General features: G+C 41.2%; 20 protein-coding genes. 14 read left to right on the top strand and 6 right to left on the bottom strand.

The window, feature by feature from the left end:
• Nucleotides 1-43 precede the first annotated feature (43 nt).
• The 8 genes from ABM313_RS21130 (at nucleotide 44) to ABM313_RS21165 (ending at nucleotide 4,711) form a co-directional block, all read left to right on the top strand.
• Complete coding sequence (locus tag ABM313_RS21130; RefSeq protein ID WP_434688544.1) at nucleotides 44-379, top strand: cation:proton antiporter subunit C; 336 nt, start codon at nucleotides 44-46, stop codon at nucleotides 377-379.
• Nucleotides 376-1,821: a cation:proton antiporter gene (locus ABM313_RS21135; protein ID WP_434685107.1), complete on the top strand. Its 1,446-nt coding sequence runs from the start codon at nucleotides 376-378 to the stop codon at nucleotides 1,819-1,821. Before ABM313_RS21130 ends, ABM313_RS21135 begins: the two co-directional genes overlap by 4 nt.
• Nucleotides 1,818-2,213 carry a cation:proton antiporter gene (locus ABM313_RS21140; RefSeq protein WP_434685108.1) on the top strand — a complete coding sequence of 132 codons (396 nt, stop codon included), beginning with the start codon at nucleotides 1,818-1,820 and terminating at the stop codon, nucleotides 2,211-2,213. The genes ABM313_RS21135 and ABM313_RS21140 overlap by 4 nt, the downstream gene beginning before the upstream one ends.
• Nucleotides 2,210-2,494, top strand: a complete 285-nt coding sequence (locus ABM313_RS21145) for a hypothetical protein (RefSeq protein WP_434685109.1) — start codon at nucleotides 2,210-2,212, stop codon at nucleotides 2,492-2,494. Before ABM313_RS21140 ends, ABM313_RS21145 begins: the two co-directional genes overlap by 4 nt.
• A gap of 3 nt (nucleotides 2,495-2,497) precedes the next feature.
• A complete protein-coding gene (locus tag ABM313_RS21150) occupies nucleotides 2,498-2,785 on the top strand; it encodes a monovalent cation/H(+) antiporter subunit G (protein WP_434685110.1) in 288 nt (95 codons plus the stop codon).
• A 56-nt stretch (nucleotides 2,786-2,841) separates the two neighbouring features.
• A complete protein-coding gene (locus ABM313_RS21155; RefSeq protein ID WP_434685111.1) occupies nucleotides 2,842-3,516 on the top strand; it encodes a DUF4040 domain-containing protein in 675 nt (224 codons plus the stop codon).
• An 85-nt stretch (nucleotides 3,517-3,601) separates the two neighbouring features.
• Complete coding sequence (locus tag ABM313_RS21160; protein WP_434685112.1) at nucleotides 3,602-4,261, top strand: Na(+)/H(+) antiporter subunit B; 660 nt, start codon at nucleotides 3,602-3,604, stop codon at nucleotides 4,259-4,261.
• A gap of 45 nt (nucleotides 4,262-4,306) precedes the next feature.
• Nucleotides 4,307-4,711, top strand: a complete 405-nt coding sequence (locus ABM313_RS21165; RefSeq protein ID WP_434685113.1) for a hypothetical protein — start codon at nucleotides 4,307-4,309, stop codon at nucleotides 4,709-4,711.
• A gap of 36 nt (nucleotides 4,712-4,747) precedes the next feature.
• Here the strand turns inward: ABM313_RS21165 and ABM313_RS21170 are convergent, their stop codons facing one another.
• Together ABM313_RS21170 and ABM313_RS21175 are read right to left on the bottom strand one after the other, a co-directional pair.
• Nucleotides 4,748-5,515, bottom strand: coding sequence for an amino acid ABC transporter ATP-binding protein (locus ABM313_RS21170; protein ID WP_434685114.1), 768 nt, complete (start codon nucleotides 5,513-5,515; stop codon nucleotides 4,748-4,750).
• Nucleotides 5,516-5,580: 65 nt separating this feature from the next.
• Nucleotides 5,581-7,377, bottom strand: coding sequence for a DUF1565 domain-containing protein (locus ABM313_RS21175; protein ID WP_434685115.1), 1,797 nt, complete (start codon nucleotides 7,375-7,377; stop codon nucleotides 5,581-5,583).
• 237 nt (nucleotides 7,378-7,614) lie between these two features.
• Here ABM313_RS21175 and ABM313_RS21180 point away from each other — a divergent pair, with 237 nt between their 5' ends.
• Nucleotides 7,615-7,923: a hypothetical protein gene (locus tag ABM313_RS21180; RefSeq protein ID WP_434685116.1), complete on the top strand. Its 309-nt coding sequence runs from the start codon at nucleotides 7,615-7,617 to the stop codon at nucleotides 7,921-7,923.
• Between the two features lie 120 nt (nucleotides 7,924-8,043).
• Here the strand turns inward: ABM313_RS21180 and ABM313_RS21185 are convergent, their stop codons facing one another.
• On the bottom strand, nucleotides 8,044-8,706 hold the full coding sequence (locus ABM313_RS21185) for a leucine-rich repeat domain-containing protein (protein ID WP_434685117.1): 663 nt from the start codon (nucleotides 8,704-8,706) through the stop codon (nucleotides 8,044-8,046).
• A gap of 8 nt (nucleotides 8,707-8,714) precedes the next feature.
• The gene (locus ABM313_RS21190) at nucleotides 8,715-11,249 is read right to left on the bottom strand and encodes a CHAT domain-containing protein (RefSeq protein ID WP_434685118.1); all 2,535 of its coding nucleotides are present in this window, start codon (nucleotides 11,247-11,249) and stop codon (nucleotides 8,715-8,717) included.
• A gap of 41 nt (nucleotides 11,250-11,290) precedes the next feature.
• Here ABM313_RS21190 and ABM313_RS21195 point away from each other — a divergent pair.
• A protein-coding gene (locus ABM313_RS21195) for an IS630 family transposase (RefSeq protein ID WP_434683792.1) occupies nucleotides 11,291-12,444 on the top strand; the annotation gives its coding sequence in 2 pieces (ribosomal slippage) (nucleotides 11,291-11,732 and nucleotides 11,732-12,444; 1,155 coding nt in all).
• A gap of 14 nt (nucleotides 12,445-12,458) precedes the next feature.
• Here the strand turns inward: ABM313_RS21195 and ABM313_RS21200 are convergent.
• The gene (locus ABM313_RS21200; RefSeq protein WP_434685119.1) at nucleotides 12,459-14,090 is read right to left on the bottom strand and encodes a hypothetical protein; all 1,632 of its coding nucleotides are present in this window, start codon (nucleotides 14,088-14,090) and stop codon (nucleotides 12,459-12,461) included.
• Between the two features lie 146 nt (nucleotides 14,091-14,236).
• Here ABM313_RS21200 and ABM313_RS21205 point away from each other — a divergent pair, with 146 nt between their 5' ends.
• Nucleotides 14,237-15,079, top strand: a complete 843-nt coding sequence (locus ABM313_RS21205; RefSeq protein ID WP_434685120.1) for an Rpn family recombination-promoting nuclease/putative transposase — start codon at nucleotides 14,237-14,239, stop codon at nucleotides 15,077-15,079.
• A gap of 79 nt (nucleotides 15,080-15,158) precedes the next feature.
• On the opposite strand, the gene rsmA is transcribed toward ABM313_RS21205, so the two are convergent.
• Nucleotides 15,159-15,986, bottom strand: coding sequence for a 16S rRNA (adenine(1518)-N(6)/adenine(1519)-N(6))-dimethyltransferase RsmA (rsmA, locus tag ABM313_RS21210; RefSeq protein ID WP_434685121.1), 828 nt, complete (start codon nucleotides 15,984-15,986; stop codon nucleotides 15,159-15,161).
• A gap of 80 nt (nucleotides 15,987-16,066) precedes the next feature.
• Between rsmA and ABM313_RS21215 the strand changes: the two genes are divergently transcribed.
• From ABM313_RS21215 to ABM313_RS21225, 3 genes are all read left to right on the top strand, one after another.
• Nucleotides 16,067-16,711, top strand: coding sequence for a GNAT family N-acetyltransferase (locus ABM313_RS21215; protein ID WP_434685122.1), 645 nt, complete (start codon nucleotides 16,067-16,069; stop codon nucleotides 16,709-16,711).
• Nucleotides 16,712-17,160: 449 nt separating this feature from the next.
• Nucleotides 17,161-17,595 carry a ribosome silencing factor gene (gene rsfS, locus ABM313_RS21220; RefSeq protein ID WP_434685123.1) on the top strand — a complete coding sequence of 145 codons (435 nt, stop codon included), beginning with the start codon at nucleotides 17,161-17,163 and terminating at the stop codon, nucleotides 17,593-17,595.
• A gap of 195 nt (nucleotides 17,596-17,790) precedes the next feature.
• Nucleotides 17,791-18,015, top strand: a complete 225-nt coding sequence (locus ABM313_RS21225; RefSeq protein WP_434685124.1) for a ferredoxin-thioredoxin reductase variable chain — start codon at nucleotides 17,791-17,793, stop codon at nucleotides 18,013-18,015.
• Nucleotides 18,016-18,096: the final 81 nt, after the last annotated feature.

An 18,096-nucleotide genomic window follows, 5' to 3' on the forward strand; every position in this document is an offset into this window, starting at 1 on the left:
ATTTTAGTAGTCATGCTATCAGCTCCAATTAATGCCAATTAATTTGTTAGAAGCCTTTGTTCTTGCGACGATACTTTGTGGTTTTTTGGGGATTATTCTCAAAAAAAATCTAATCATGAAAATCCTTTCGATGGATGTGATGAGTACTGGTGTAATCGCTTATTTTGTGGTGATTGCGTCTCGCAGAGGCGTATTCACACCGATTCTTGGCAATATGCTAAGAACTGATTATGCTGACCCAGTACCACAGGCGGTGATTCTGACGGCGATTGTGATTGGCTTTTCGATTCAGGCTTTGATGCTAGTCGGTGTGATCAAACTAGCGAGGAATAATCCCACCTTGGAAATTAAGGAGATCGAGAAGGGCGACCTGTCATGACCGTTTTAACTTTGATCTGGATTGCCTTGCCATTTTTGGTGGGATTCATTATTTATCTACTGCCAAAGGGCGATCGCTATTTGGCGTTAATGGGGGCAGTTGCCTCAGCGTTGTATGTAATTCCGTTGTTTGTTCAGCAAACGCCGGTCAACTTACAGTTGCTCGATAATTTTGGTGTGACCTTGGTTCTTGATCCCTTGGCAGGATTTTTTATCTTGACCAATGCTCTGGTCACGGCAGCCGTGATTATTTACTGTTGGCATAGCGATCGCACTGCCTTTTTTTATGCTCAAGTCATATTGCTGCATGGCAGTATCAATGCGGCTTTTGCTTGCTCCGACTTCATCAGTTTATATGTGGCTCTAGAAGTAATTAGCATTGCCAGCTTTTTATTGATTGCCTACCCCCGTAGCGATCGCTCCATTTGGATTGGTTTGCGCTATTTATTTGTCAGCAATGTTGCCATGTTGTTTTATTTAATTGGTGCAGTGTTGGTGTATAAAGCCACCCATTCCTTTACTTTTAGCGGACTGCGAGTTTCACCCCCCGAAGCGATCGCCTTGATCTTTTTAGGACTGTTAGCTAAAGGTGGCATCTTCGTTTCAGGGTTATGGCTGCCCTTGACCCATGCCGAATCTGAGTCGCCAGTGTCGGCGCTAATGTCGGGAGTTGTCGTAAAAGCGGGAGTTTTGCCATTACTGAGATGCGCCCTATTGATTGAAGAAATTGATCCAATTGTGCGAATCTTTGGAGTCAGTACGGCTCTGCTAGGTGTTAGCTTTGCCGTATTTGAACAAGATACTAAGAGGCTATTAGCATTTTCTACGGTTTCTCAGATGGGTTTTATCTTGGCTGCACCCGCCGTCGGAGGTTTTTATGCGCTTACTCATGGCTTAGTGAAGTCATCTTTGTTTTTGACAGTAAGTAAATTACCTAGCCGCAACTTTAAGGAACTGCAACAGCAATCAATTCCCAGAAATATCTGGATCGCCCTTTTAATTGCGGGATTTTCGATTTCAGGATTTCCTTTGCTAGCGGGATTTGGCGCAAAAATATTGACCCTCAAAAATGTTTTGTCTTGGCAAGATATTGGTATGAATGTGGCGGCTATTGGAACTGCGATCGCCTTTGCAAAATTTATTTTTCTGCCCCATCAGCCAGCAGTTGAGACGCAACCTGCTACTAAGAGCAAAACTGATTTTTGGGTAGCGATCGCCATTTTATTGGGTGGCTTGTTTGTGGCAAATGCTGTTTATTATGAAGCCTATACTTTGGAAAATGCCGTCAAACCTCTTGCAACAATCGCGATCGGTTGGATAGCATATTGGCTAATTTTTAAACGTGCTGCGGTCAAATTGTCCCCTTTGTTAGAGGATTTTGAGAATCTAATTGGTGTTATGAGCCTGATGTTAATTCTACTGTTCTGGATGGTTCTGGCATGATTGGACAATTTATTTTACGAATCGTGATCTGGTTTTTGCTAACCGCCAATTTCAGTATTACAAATATCATCATTGGCGTGAGTATCTGCCTGCTAATGCCCTATTACCGATCAGAAAACGTGCGCTTTAAAGATGTTTTGCAAGGCATCGGCAGAATTATTCAGGCAGTTCCGCAAGCCTATATCGAATCATTCGAGATGATCTGGCAACCCCATACACACGAAGAAGTATTGATGGAAAAAGCCAAATATCAGCGATCGGCGGCGCTGGTGTTTTTAGATATTTTCTTGATCACTTTCACACCTAAAACCATTGTGTTAAAGCATCATGAGGACGGCTGGTATAGCATCCATCGGGTTGTAAGACGAATCTCGAAGAGGAAAAATCCATGAATATTGATCTATCTCCCAGTTCTGTATTGAACTTTGTCGTGGGCGCGATGGTGATATCTTTGCTGATTCCCCTTTATCAAGCTTGGAAATTCAATAATGATATTTGGGAAATCATGCTTGCTTTTTCTAGCTTTGCCGCCAAGTCCGCAGTGATGATTTTGGTAATTGCGGTGTTGCGCGATGATTGGATGATTGGTGTAGTTGGCGTAATTATTTTGAGCGTGGGTAATGCAGGATTTATGCTCTTAGCTCACATCCTTAGACGCATAGGCGAGTTATAGATTATGACTAATTTAATAAATATCCTCAGTTACCTTTGTATATTGCTCGGTCTATGGTTCTGGTTTTGGGGAACCGCAGCACTAGTGACTAGGCGATCGGTACTTTTCAAACTCCATAGCCTCTCCGTATCCGATACCCTTGGCTCGATCGCGATTGTTTTCGGCTTAGTATTACTCCGCCCCAAGGAGTTACCGTTACTCATTCTGGCGATTATTTCCTTGGCTCTATGGAATACGATGCTGTGCTATGTGCTGGCTTACTGCTCTAGCAGTACAAGAAAAAAACAGTGATTAGTAACGCTAAGCTTGCCAATCACTATTGATAAATAGAAGAGGTTAACCTGTAAATGATTGGTAATTATGATGGTTATGTTTATGCGATCGCCGTGCTGTTACCCATATCAGCATCAATGTTAATATTCCAATCTAATCCTTACAATGCCTTAGTTTTGCGCGGCATCTTAGGCGCAGTATCAGCGCTAGTCTATACGATTTTGGGTGCAGCCGATGTTGCGCTCACTGAAGCTCTGGTTGGCGCTTTCTTAGCGACTATGCTCTACGCTGTGGCGGTGCGCTCCTCTTTAGTTTTGCGTTTAGGTGTAGTTGGAGAAGTGGCGATCGCACATGATTTAGAAGAGGAATTAGATAAGCTTAATCTTCCCTCTAAACAGCTAGAGCAACCATTAAATGAGCAAGATGAAGAATTAGAGCAATCTAAGCAGCATAATGCTCCTGTCTCTATATCTGATTTTGAGAAACTGATCGACGCTCTCAAAAGCACTTTCAGTAAGTACTATATGCGGGTTGAGTTAGTTCCCTACGAAAACGAAGCAGAATTAGAACAAGCATTAATTGATAAAATTGTCCATGCAACCCTACATAATTCGGAACATCAAGATTTGGAACATCAAGAAAATGCTGATTCCAAATTTTATCAAATCAAAATCCGTCTGCTTCGTCTCTATGAGATTATGCAAGCCGAGCCAGTTTTGGCTAATGTCCAATTAATTCATACAAGATAATGATGAGAGAAACTGCTCTCCTGTTGTTAAGGGAGCAAAGATCTCTTACAACATCACTCTAAAAACACTTTTTAAAAAATAGATTATGAAATGGATTTATGTACTTGCAGGTATAGCTTTTGTTGTGAAAATGCTGTTTTTGCCGAACCCTGCCCCTAGTTTGCCTTTCTCGATTGTCGAGGCGATCGCCCAAGACAGTGGGGTTAGTAATGTGGTATCAGGCATCATTTTCCGCAATCGCTTGTATGACACTATTTTTGAAGTGATTGTTTTTACGATCGCCATCATGGGTGCAAATTTCTTGCTTGCTAATGAGAAACCATTTACGAGAATTTACCAATTTACTGATCAAACTTCGATTGTCCTTGCCCAACTAGGAGCCACTGTTGCCGCTTTAGTTGCGATCGAGTTAGCAATTCGTGGACATCTTAGTCCAGGGGGAGGTTTTGCGGCGGGTGTAGCAGGTGGAACTGCGATCGGTTTGATTGCGATAACTTCACCTCCAGAGCGACTGCAAAAGCTCTATAAACGCTGGCACGCTGCAACTTGGGAAAAGATATCAGTACTGATTTTTATTGTTTTATCGGTGATCACCCTCTCAGGAATAGAATTGCCCCACGGTCAGTTAGGGGAACTAATTAGTGGCGGCATAATCCCGATTCTGAATATTCTAGTTGCGATTAAGGTGGCGCTAGGATCGTGGGCTGTCGTATTAGTTTTTATCCGCTATCGCGGTTTATTGTAGGAATGGTAGCGCTATGATTATCATTAAGATTTATGGTTGTGATCTATGCAGAAAATATTTGCAGGGTTTCTCTTTTCCATAGGATTTATCTTTTTGACTGTGACCGTTTCATCGCTAGCCATCAAAAATCCCACTCCAAAGGATCGTAGTGCGGCGGCTGGAGGAATTATGATTGGTGTTCCTGCCATAGCGGCTGGAACTTGGCTCGTCTGGAAAGAGAAAAAGAAACAGGATGACTTGCTCGAAGTGCGCCAGCGTCAACTTGAATTTAACTTTTTAACAACTTTACAAGCCAATAATGGCAGCATTACACCGATTAGTTTTGCGATCGCTAATCAGCTATCTCTAGAAGAGTCAAAGCAATATTTAGACAAAAAAGCTACCGAATTAAATGCCGATTTTGAAGTTACAGAAGATGGCGGAGTTAGCTATAAGTTTTATCTCTCTTAAACCCTATACAGTGCTTTTTTTAATCTGAAATGATCGCTACAAAATCTGTGACAGAAACTTCTTCGTACGTTCTTCTTTTGGATTTTGGAAGAACTCTTCAGGATCTGCCTCCTCGACAATTACGCCACCATCCATAAACACAATGCGATCAGCAACTTCACGGGCAAAGCCGACCTCATGCGTCACTACCACCATCGTCATTCCTGAATCCGCTAGCGATCGCATGACATCTAATACTTCGCGCACCATCTCAGGATCAAGAGATGAAGTCGGCTCATCAAAGAGCATCACTTTCGGTTGCATTGCTAAAGCCCTAGCGATCGCTACCCGTTGCTGCTGACCACCTGATAGCTGTAATGGATACTTATGGGCTTGTTGAGAAATACCAACCCGTTCTAATAATTGGGTAGCCACTTCTGAAGCCTTAGTCTTTGACCATTTGCGAACCCATGACGGTGCGAGGGTAATATTTTGGAAAACCGTTAGATGAGGAAAGAGATTGAATTGCTGAAATACCATACCCACTTCGCGACGGATGGCATCAATATTCCGATGATTTTCAGGTGAAAGCTCAAACCCATCAATGACGATTTTGCCCTGTTGATATTCTTCTAAGGCATTAAAAGTTCTGGCAAAAGTCGATTTTCCTGAGCCAGATGGTCCCATAATTACTACAACTTCACCACGGTTTACGGTCAAGCTCACACCTTTGAGCACATGAAAGCTGCCATACCACTTATGCACGTCTTGGGCGACAATCATCGGCTCAGTCATAGATGGATTTGAGGCTATTTGTTCTTGCATGATGATTGGGTAGTTTTGCTAATTATGAAGAATGAGAACAGCATTTGCAAAGCAAATTTTGTTCTCTATAAACTATTTTGATGTATTACACGAGCATCAAGCCCTATTGCCGATCGCATAATTACTTTTAAGACTTCAGCGCGATCGCGATCGGGATAGCCTTGTACCAAAATAATATTGCCAAATCGCGAAGGAATAACTTTACCACTGGGGACAACGCTACGGACTCGATTGAGAGCTTCAGCATCTGAAGATGGAATCACAACTAAATAAGGAGTCGTATCCCTTGCTGGCGGCGGCACTAGCGCTGCAATTTGAGGATTGTAAGGAATAGGAGTAGTCTGCGCTGGTGGCGTTGTAACTGTTGGTGGGACGGAAGTTGTTGGAGGAGTAGTTGTTTTTGGAGGAGGAGTAGTTACTGGAGGAGTAGTTGTTGCTGGTGGAGTACTAGGGACAAATATTGATCGTGGTGGGTTAACTTGCCTTGGCGGGACGACAGGAACGGGATCACGATCAATGAGAACTTCGTTAGGACTTTGAGCAAGATTAGCAGATGGAGTCACTGGTTTAGATGCAGCTACTGGAGTCGTAGTCGGAGAATTTAGATTAGTGCTTGGTTTAGCTGGTGTAACTGGTTGGGGGACATCTGGCAATGGCTCAATCAAGATACTGTTCTTAGAAGGTGCTAAAGCCGTTGGCGATGCGGTGGGAGGGATAAAACTGGTTTGAGGTCGCGTAATTTCGACCGTATCAACGTTGCTGCTGGTATTTGTAGTTGGAAGAGATAATTTGGTTGTGCTAGATATTGGAGTAATAGGAGTTTGCGGTGCAGGAGGAGTTGGAGATTCTCCGACAAAGGCTATATTACCTGCAATCTTTTTAGGGTCAAGTTGGTTGCCAACAGCAACTTGGGTAACACCAGAATTATTATTGAGATCTTTTCCAAGATTGTTACGGAAGATATTTTTGCCAAGACTAGTAGAAGTACCTAAATCAGGCGTGGGATAACCTTTACGGTCTTTAAGAATCACAATTCCATTACGTTGATTATCAGAAATCAAATTATTTCGCAAAGTCGGAGCCGAAAGATTAGAAATGATAATGCCATCGGTATTATTAAGAATACTGTTATTGCTGACAGTCACTCGCGATTTTTGCCCGATCGCTAATCCAAACCCTGTACTTTCAAAAGTATTGTTACGAATTTCCCCTGTACTGCTACCTACCGCTGAGAGTCCATTTGCACCATTCTTTTTAAAGACATTATCACTAACGATCGCGTCAGCAGTACCCGTCAGAAATAATCCTTCGCGATCGCTATTGATAAAAGTATTATTGGTGATCGCTACACGCTTACCTGACTCAACCCACACCGCAGTGCCTCTGGTGTTGGGATTAATCACTGTGACTCCTTCAATCCGCACATCATTGTCGGCAAGCATCGTAATATTTTGGCTAGCAAAGCTGGGACTGATAAATTTACCGCCACCACGAATCACTGTATTCAACCCTCTCGCTGTGGGTGCGCCGCGCAATGTCACACCTGTAGGAAGTTTAATCGGAAAAGACTCACCTGTCTCACTACTGTAGAGCCCTTCCTGTAGTTGAATCACTGTTCCTGCCACAGGTTTTGTGGCAAGCGCCGCCGCGATCGACGGATAAGGATTATTGGGTGAACCATTACCGTTAGGATTAGCACGCGGAGCAACATAAATCAGTGAGGCTGTCTGCGGTAATTGGCTAGTTTTCCATGTTTGCGCCTGTGTTATTGATAGGGCAGGATGCGCTAACATTTGTGGGGCGATCGCCAAAACCGTGATGCTTGTGGCGATCGCGCTGAAGAAACTAGGCTTGCACCGCATACAGGAAATCCTCTTAACCAACGGACAAAAAATTACATAAACACACAATTAATTGTGCGTTTGTGCCAATCAAAATACACGAAAATTCCCCCACTTGCAAAAAATCCTGATGCAGCAAATTTTTTATAGCAATGCAAGTTTTGCAAACCCAAATAAACAAAGGCGGCGCAACGCGCCGCCTTTGTTTATTTGGGTTTTAAATAGAACTGATCTGCCGATAAACGAGTACAAAGCAACGTGGCAGCTTCTACCGCTATAATATCGGGTATAGCCTTAGATAAAGAAATCATCCAAAGACTACTAAGGAGTGAAATCATGAAAGAATCAGTGATTTATCAAGATATTTTGCTAGAAGGCAAGGCTGAAGGCAAGGCTGAAACTACTCGTCAAATAGCTCTAAACATGCTGCGCTCCAACGTCTCTACAGATTTAGTTGCCCAATTTACAGGACTAACTCTCAAGCAAGTCCAAAAACTACAAAAGCTTTCCGCTAAACAATCTCCAATGCCAAAGTCATCAAAATCTAAGCGATCGCCTAAATCTTAAATTAAGGAAATAAACCGCGATCGCTATTTTTGAGTTGTATATGCGATCGCCTAAGTCATAATTTTAAAAGCAAGGTGCGATCACTATTTTTGAAATGTATATGCGATCGTGCAAATCAAATTAAAAGGCACAAATTGGTAAATCATTAACTGGTTTTGGAACTGGACAGATTTTATTGATAATTGGATTTCCTCTAAATGTGGCAATATTCAACCTGTTCAATAGCTGCAACGACGTAACATCTTGAATTTTGTTGTCATTGAGAGCAAGATAATGTAATTTCGTAAGAGTTTGTAAAGGGCTGACATCAGAAATTTGATTGCGATTAGCACGTAGTGAAGTTAAGTCTTTCATATTTCTAAGAGGACTTATATCAGAAATATGATTACCTGAAATGCCTAGAGAAGTTAGTTTTGTTAGTTTTTCTAATGGCTTGATATCGACAATTTTATTGTTCGTTAAATTTAATCGAGTTAAGTTAGTGAAAGAACTAAGTGGTAATAAATTACTTACTCCTCTTTTATCAAGAGACAAAGATGTATAGGTTGATAATTCTTTGCTTGCAAATTTACAATCTGATGTTTTTACTTTTAGTAGCAATAGTTCAATGGTATGTCTGATGTCTTCATTGAGATTATCTTTGTTCTCACACCAATCTTCAAAACTATTGAATGTATCAGTATTTACTTGCTTCGATTCAGACTCTCTGACGTACACAATACAGCTACAAGTTAAGTAAAATGCAGCTAGAAATATTTTTCTTTTTAAGTAAGTTTTTTTCATTTTTTCTATTACCAAGGATTTCCAACCAATGAAAATGCAGCCCAGTTATAAGGGTGCTTCAGTTTATCAAGATTAGGATCATCTTTATTTAATAAATTCGCCTTAATATCTTTTTGTCCATATTCTGAAGATACTACTTTATTTCCATCAATAGACAATTCGGCTTTGTCTGTTGTTCCCGCCACATCTATAGCTTTCACCTTACCTAAAATCATTGATTTTTGTGCTTCTTGCAATGCTTTTGTTTTAGATAAGCCTTTACCTAGTAATTGCTGATAAAAACCTGTCATTGCAACCATTGTACCTGAGTCACTTACAATCCAACCGCAACCAATTACTGATTTTACCCCAGCAACCAATGCTGCACCAGCCGTACCATAGTCAAACCCAGTAAAAGATTCGCAGGTGCTGAATACTAGCAAATCTTTATTACTCAGGTCTTTTAGCTGTCGAATATCAGAAGCACTTAGTATATTAGACTGCCCACTAGAATTATTGTTTCCCAGCAGAATATAACTTTCCGAGTTAAAGGCAGCTACTCCGTGAGTTGAAATATGAACTATTGGAGCATCATTTTTAGCAATCAATGTTTTTAAATTACTACCTGAAAACTGATCGTTCAAATAAATGGGGCTATGTCTGATGCTTGGAGAATTCTGCAACTCAATTTGAGCAATATTCTCTAGCTCTGTTCTGACACTTGGTAAAGGGGTAGAGGAGCCAAATACTGTAGCACCCATTTTGAGAACATTAGCACCTTGTAAAGATCTATACCTGTCTTTTTCTATAACTTGAAAACTAGGAGTAACAGAACTGCTAAAGTCCTCCACTAAAAACTTGCTGCTCTGACCGTCGTATAAAGCAGCTAGAGGAATAGTACGAAATAGGCTGTCAGTCGAGAAGATTAAATTGTTGACTTGAGATAGAGATAAAGCGTCTTTAAGAGGTCTGAAGATCAAATCATATAAACGAGAGTCTGCATATCCATAAAACTGACGCTCATCTGCATAATCCCCATCACGGGTTCGTAAAAGAGCTCTAAAGTCAAGAACAGCCTTATCTATTTTAAGACCCTGATATTGACCATTGATTAATGGAATAGTTTTGTAAATAATATCGCTTGCTGAAGTAACTGCAAATAGATTTAGACTTGTCCCCGACGGATTATCTTGGGTTGTGCCAGACAAAAAGGTGTAAATCATCGCTGACCTTGTACCTGCGGCAATATCACCAGCATTTAAGAAACTCTTGATTTGATTTACAGAATTTAGCTGTGGCACTGTCGGACTAGTATTGCCTTGACTCTGATAGAACTCAATTGTTCTCAAGTTGTCCAGAGCGACGATCGCCTTTGCATATTGTCTGGTATCAATAAATCCTTGGACATTGAGAGAACTAACAGGAGCAAAACTGGAAGTCGTAGTTGGAGTTTCAGCAGGAATGGTTCTAGGTTTTGAGAGACTCAACGCAGGAATATCTGGAGTCAAAATTCTGATATTGCCATCAACATAGGTTCCCGTGACGATAGTTGTAGTGAGCAGACTATTCTCAACACCATTAGCATCCTTCCCAGCACCGATCGCACCCTTAGTCCCATTGTAAGTAGCATCACCCACTGCAAAGAAAGTACCAGTCGATCCAGACTTGCGGTTAATCGTAATTCTGCCATTTTTAGTTGCGCCAGCAGAATAGATACTATATTCAGTACCATTCTGTGAAAGCGAATTAACAATTTTGATTGACTCACCACCAGCCTCAATCGTGACATTACCAGCCGCACCATTTTGGGATGAAGTAGTGATGCTAACAGACTCAATGTCACCAAAAGCTTTCAGAGTTACAGTTCCAGCATTTCCTCCATTTCCCGCCGCATAGATAAATCTAGCAGTTGTATCAGGAGAATCATTTGTGGTCTTGATATTACCATTAGAGCTTACTAGTCTGATATTGCCACTTTTACCATTGCCATTAGAATGAGTAACAATAGAAGAGGTCAAGATATCCTCATCCGTTAGCAAATTTACATTGCCACCATTCCCATTACCATCCGCACCAGAGTCAATTAAACCTGTCGTGATTAATTGCTTGGCAGTGAGATTGATATTCGCACCATTGCCCTGCTTAGAATTTGCACTCACTAATCCTTGTCCAATATTAATACTTCCTTCAGTACTGATGATTTGGATAGTTCCTGCATTTTTCTCCACAGAATTTGATACGATAGATCTAACATCACTTGGTGAGCCTAATTTAATATCTTGATTTGCCTTTAGACTTACTTTGCCGCCATTACCATTGTCAGAAGACGTACTGATTTGATACATGGAGATATCCTTAAATATATCTAGGGTTACTGCACCTCCATTTCCATTGCCAAACGCAATAATAGAACCAAGCGTACTACTTCCATTACTGCTCAACAAGTTTACATTACCACCTTTTCCACTGCCAGTGGAATAAGTAAAAATATCTGAAGTTGAAATATCGCCGTTAGCTGATAAGCGGACATTGCCGCCATTATTGCCACTAGTGGACTGTTTCATCTAAAATAGTGCAATAGATATTGGTTTGGAGAGCCCTAATCATGGGAAGAGGAAGGCGAGATAAAGTCTATTTAACAGTAGAGGATAGAGAAAACTTAGAACAAATTAGTCGAAATGGCTATGCACCTGCAAAAAAGATCTTGCACGCCAGAATTTTACTGATGTGTGATGAAGGAAAATACAGCAAGAGAACATGGACTGATGAAGAAATAGCAGAAGCATTGCAGGTGCATAGAAACACCGTAGGTCGAATTCGCCAAAGATTTCTGCAAAAAGGTGAAAAACCTGCACTAGAGAGACAATTAAGGAAAACGCCCCCCACACCGCCCAAGGTCGATGGCTCTAGCGAAGCCCACATAATTGCTCTGTGTTGTGCAGACCCACCAGAAGGACGTGCTGAGTGGACAATCAGACTATTAACGTCAGAACTCAAGCAAAGACAAGTTATTACCGAAATTTCCGCATCAACGGTGTGGCGTACTCTAAAAAAAACGAATTACGACCTTGGAAAACCCAGAGATTTTGTATTCCCGAAAGAGATTTAGCAAGATTTGTGGCAGAAATGGAAGTCGTCCTTGACTTGTATAGCACGGAGCCATGCGAAGAAGAACCGTTGATTGCAATGGATGAAGCATCAAAGCAACTACTCGGAGAGGTTTATCCACCAATAGCGATGCAACCTGGACAAGATAAAAAAGAAGACTACCACTATGAGCGTGAAGGTGTTCAAGCCCTATTCATGTTTGTTGACCCTCATCGAGGATGGAGACGGGTGAGTAGCCGAGATAGTCGAACAAGGATAGATTGGGCTGAGGAAATACGTCAATTGTTGGATGAGGACTATCCGAATGCACGAAAAGTAAAGCTACTCAGTGATAATCTGAATACCCATAATATAGCTTCGCTGTATGAAGCATTTCCTGCACCAGAAGCTCATCGTTTAGCAAGAAGACTAGAAATTTATCATACGCCGCGTAATGGTAGTTGGTTGAATGTAGCCGAAACCGAATTGAGTGTCTTATCAAAACAATGTTTAGATAGACGGATTCCTAGCAAGGACAAACTCAAAGAGGAGATAGACGCTTGGCAAAAGTCTCGAAATCAGAATGCATCCAAAGTAATATGGAGGTTTTCGACAAGCGATGCCAGAGTCAAACTGAAACATCTTTATCCAGTATTTGAGCAAGAAGAATAACCGTATCTATTGCACTATTTTAGATGAAACAGTCCACTAGTATTAATTAGTCCAACAGCAATAGAATTAGGCTTAGATGAATCACTACGGCCCAGAATATTTACATTTCCACTTACTCCACTACCAGTGGAGTAAGTGGAAATATCTGATGAAGAAATATCTCCATTTGCTGATAAGCGCACATTGCCACTATTACCGTTACTGCTAGTAGTAAGTAATCCTGCGCTAATAAATGTGCTTGCCTCAAGCGTTATGTTCCCAGCATTCCCTACATCAAGGTCGGAAGTAGCAACATCATTTATCTCAATTCCACCTCGGCTAGTTAATCTAATATTTCCAGATTTCCCAATAGCTGAGCCACTTTTCGCATACGAACTTATACGACCCATCGCATTGATAAATGCTCCAGAAATATTGAGATTGCGACCACCCGTCTCAAAATCTTGTGTAAGAATTACAGAATTTCCTGCTTCTAGAGTAATTGTTCCTGTAGGTATAAAAAAGTAGCCTTCTGTATTGAATACGATGTTATTGGTGGCAGAGAGAGTCACATTTCCTCTCATGTTCTGAAGATTAGAAATATCAAAGGTTGAATCATCGTCATCGTCAGCATTAACGATAATGTTAGTTGGATCGAGCAGAATACTACCATTCTTTCCATTCTTTGCACCAACATCAACTTTGCCTACAAAATTCAAATTCTGTCTTCCTGAGACCTCGACAAAGCCGCCATCTCCAGTCTCTATGCCACCACGAGCATTGATGTTGCCACGAAAATCAGTATCCGCATCTGCCCAAATAATAACTTTGCCACCATCTCCACTGGTAAGTGCATTAGCATTAATGATGGAATACTTATCAACAAAAGCGAATTGAGCATTTACCAGAATCCCTAAACCCGTAGGATCTGCCCCTCTATAGTCACCACCAACCAGAATCGTGCCACCACCATTCTCCCCTGAAGCATCAAGATTTGCCCCTCTCAAGCTTACTGTTTTTCCTCTAACATCGATCTTCCCGCCTGTAGCACCTGTTGCAAAAAACTTACCAGTTATCTCTAGATCTCCAGTTTCGCCCCCATTTAATAAAATGCTCCCGCCATTAATGGTTGTAATTTTGGCTTCGGCCTCATCAGTATAACTATTACTAAATTCAGCCGTAACATTACCCGCAGTAATTTCGCCTTGATTGATAATATCTTTGGCTTTTAAGAATACTGATTCGCTTTGTACTGCTCCTTGGATTTGAATCGTGTCGTCAGCAATCACACCAAAGCCCTGATTGTATTCTTGGCTACCAACGATGAGGGTATCATCGCCTAGCCCACCATCAAAGTTAATGCCAACTACACTTGTACTGGTCGCTCCATCTAGACTTTGCCAAAAAGCTGATGAGCTGCGATTGCTACTAAATATGGTTCCATCAATATCAAACTGGTAATAGCCGTTACCAGTTATCGTTTGTTTGACGATGTTGTTATTTGCATTGCCTGCGATCGCTAGCCAACCTGTATCCGCATCAAACTGAATAGATGCTATCTGACTATTCAAGTTAGATTGAATTAGTAATCCATAGGAATTTGGGGTGATATTGGTTGATAAAGATGTTGTCGATAAAAGCGATGATTGAGTCGATTCCCCAGACAAATCACTATTCAACCCCAATAATTACATATTTTTGAGCTTCTATTTCATCGATTAATGGTTTTTAATTTAGAATATTGAGCTTAATTTTGTCAACATGATCTCTATACGAATATGCGCGATAGACTTTGAAATGATAAAATTTCGCGATGTATGACAATACTTGCAAGTTCCTAGCCGAGAACTTCCCCGAAGACTTTGCCAGTTGGCTCTTGGGGAAATCAATTCCCCTAACAAAACTTGAACCTTCGGAACTCTCCGCCGAGCCTATTCGCGCAGATTCGGTCATCTTTCTAGAGTCATCTGAAATAGTAGTCCATTTAGAATTTCAGACCAAAATCGATGACAGTATGGCATATCGGATGGCGAACTATTGGTTGAGACTTTATGGTAAATACCCCACCAAAGAAATTCATCAAACTGTCATCTATTTAAAGCCCACAAAATCACCACTCGTCTACCAAAACAGCTTTAAATCTCAGCAACTAAACCATGAATTTAATGTCATTCGTCTCTGGGAACAACCTACTGATATCTTTCAGCAATATCTTGGGCTGTTGCCTTTGGCTGTCTTAACCAAAACAAGTAATCCTGAAGAAACTCTAAGAGACGTGGCTAGACAAATTGATAGTATTGCCGATAAACGAGTACAAAGTAACGTGGCAGCTTCTACCGCTATAATATCGGGTATAGCCTTAGATAAAGAAATCATCCAAAGACTACTAAGGAGTGAAATCATGAAAGAATCAGTGATTTATCAAGATATTTTGCTAGAAGGTGAGGCTAAGGGCAAAGCTGAAGGCAAAGCTGAAGGCAAGGCTGAAACTACTCGTCAAATAGCTCTAAACATGTTGCGTTCCAACGTCTCTACAGATCTAGTTGCCCAATTTACAGGATTAACTCTCAAACAAGTCCAAAAACTACAAAAGCTTTCCGCTAAACAATCTCAAATACCAAAGTCATCAAAACCTAAGCGATCGCCTAAATCTTAAATCATTGAGGTTTTCATTTTGCCTACGGCAAAATGAAAACCTCAATGATAAACATAATATAAACATAATAAAGATGTTTCTATAGTTTCGACTTGAGTACCTCTTCACTCAACGCAACCCACTGAGCAACATCAAGATCCTCGGCTCTCACCTGTCCATTAATTCCCATTGATTCCAAAATCAAAACTAAGCGATCGCGATCTATTTCCGAAATTAAATTGTTCCGGAGCATTTTGCGTTTAGCCGCAAAACCAAGTGTGAGTAAGCGATCTAAGAATTTAGGATCACTTGCAGATGTAACTGGTGGACGCGGAATAATGCGGACAACTGCCGAGTTAACTTTGGGGGGTGGATAGAAAGCGGTTGCAGGAACATCACAGATAAACTGACATTCTGCCAGATATTGAATCTTAACGCTGAGGGCGTTGTAGGCTTTATGTCCTGCCTTTGCTGCTAAGCGATCGCCGATTTCCTTTTGGACTAATAAAACAATTTGTTCAAACTGCTGCACTGGTTCCGCGAGAGTTCCCAACAGTTTTTTGAGAATTTCGCCTGTAATGTTGTAAGGAATATTCGCAATTACTTTGTTAGTATGCTCGGGAAGTGGAATCTCCAGAATGCTCCCTTCAATTAATTGAAAATTCTTTTGTGTCATGGTCTTGCGAAGCTTTTCGCAAAGATCCCAATCAATTTCCACAGCAGTCAAGGATTCAACCAACGGCAACAGTAACCGAGTGAGATTACCAGTTCCAGGACCAATTTCTAAAATGCGATCGCTTGGTTTCAATTGCCCCGCCCGCAAAATTTTATTCAGCACATCATCGCTTCGTAACCAATGCTGTCCAAATTGTTTGCGAGGGCGAATAGTTTTGCTAGGGACATAGATAGGTTTGTCGGGATTGGTCATTGCGATCGCACAAGTAGATCCAAATTTGCAAGGTTGCGCCCCGAAGGGGCGCAACCTTGCAAATTTGGGGTAATTTATTAGTGATAATAACTGAGAATCATCAAATTATTTTCGCTAAGCCGTTAGCGCTGAATGTGCCAAGCCCATCTCCTTCGTTTACAATTCGTCACGCTAGTTCTAGAGATGTTGGGCATGTATCCGATATCTTGACGGAGAGCTTTTATCGGAATACCGATCACCCAGTTAACTTTTTACAGCGATGCTTTACAGACTTGGTATATCCGCTTTTGCGCTACGGCATCATGCTTGATCTCAGTAGTCGTTTTGGTGATAAAACACCTTGCTACGCTTGTCTTGTGGCTACCCATCCTGTTAATAAATTTCAAGCGATCGCATCTTTAGAAATTTGTATGCGTTACGTACCTGTCAAAAACTATCGAGAATTTTGGTTAGGTCGTGAAATGCAGCAATATCCCTATGTGTTTAACCTAGCAGTACATCCACAATGGCGGCGGCGTGGCGTAGCCAAACAACTCTTGCTAGCAGCAGAGCAAACCGTAAAACAATGGGGATTTTCGCGGTTGTATATGCATGTACTTGAGGACAATCAACCTGCGCGTAGTCTATATGATCACATCGGTTATCAACTACATAGCCAAGAAGCTACTATAAATTATTGGCTACTAGGAAGACCCAGAAAATTTTTACTACAAAAACGATTCTAAATTTTTTTCTAAACATTTTAAAAATACGTGAGTTCGATATAGCCATTTGCGTCGTGCGAAGCACGACGCAAATGGCTATATCGAACTCACATTAAAAATACTCATCTCGGCTTCGCGCAACTAATCCCTTCCCAGTCAAGAAATAGCGTTGCGGGGCAAAGCACCGCAACGCTATTTCTTGGTTTTATATGTCTATTGCTTCACTGGGAAGGGAGTAGCACAGTAATTGTCGATCAAACAAACCACAAAATTTTTTGAAAGTGTTGCTTTGCAAAGGCTTTCAAAAAATTTTGTGGTTGGAGTGTAAAAGCAACGCGCTGTAGTGCTGCCATAGTGATGTCTTTCAATGTTTAGACAAAATGTTTAGACAATGCCAAACTGCCAAACTTGGAGATCAAGTTACAATGTTGTTGTGCTGAAATAATTTATCAGGAGTACATCTGCCAACTATGACCATCGTAACCGATATCGCTACCCCTACGGATCTCAATCCTAGTGAGAGAGAGCAAGACCAAAGCTATCAAATAGCGCAAGCAGCCGCGATCGCTGCGGATGATCGCAAGGGAGAAAATATCGTTTTGCTAGCGATCGGTGAAGTGTCGAGTTTGGCGGAGTATTTTGTCATTGCATCGGGATTTTCTAAGGCGCAAGTACGAGCGATCGCGGATATGGCTGAAGAATCAATCTTTGAAAAATTTGGACGTAAGCCTAGAAATATTGCAGGAGAGCAAGATGGCACATGGATTTTGCTAGATTACGGTGATGTGATCGTCCATGCAATGATGGATCGCGAACGTGAATACTATGACCTAGAAGCATTTTGGGGTCATGCACCGAAGCTAGAAGTGTTTTTACCAGAGCCTGAACTAGAGCAATCAGCTTAATTTGAAAACCCTTACGGGGTTTGTTTTTTGATTCACCAAAGTCTTTCACACTTTCGTGAATTGGTGTAAACCTATCAAAAACAAAAAGTAGAGTCACGCCAAGCGTGACTCTACTTTTTGTTTTTGATGTTAATTAACACATCAGACAAGCGATAATTGATAAATCTCGTTTACATTTGGACATATTAGAATTTTATGAAGGTTGGCGATCGCGTTCGTGTCAAAACAGCATTAAATGTTTTCCATCATCCTGAACACAAAGGTAAATCCTTCGATATAGCAGGAATGGAAGGCGAAATTGTCCGTGTGCATACGGAGTGGAATGGTCGCCCGATCAGTCCCAACTATCCCTATGAGGTGAGATTTACACCAAAATTTGTAACCCATTTAGGCGATCACGAAATAGAATCAATTAGTTAAGGTTGCAAGAATTTACAAAAGACTGGCTTAGCCAGTCTTTTGTAAATTCTTGCAATCTGAATAAATCGCTACCATTGGTTT

It is taken from the genome of Pseudanabaena minima str. Chao 2107 (assembly GCF_051131155.1).
Classification (GTDB): domain Bacteria; phylum Cyanobacteriota; class Cyanobacteriia; order Pseudanabaenales; family Pseudanabaenaceae; genus Pseudanabaena; species Pseudanabaena minima.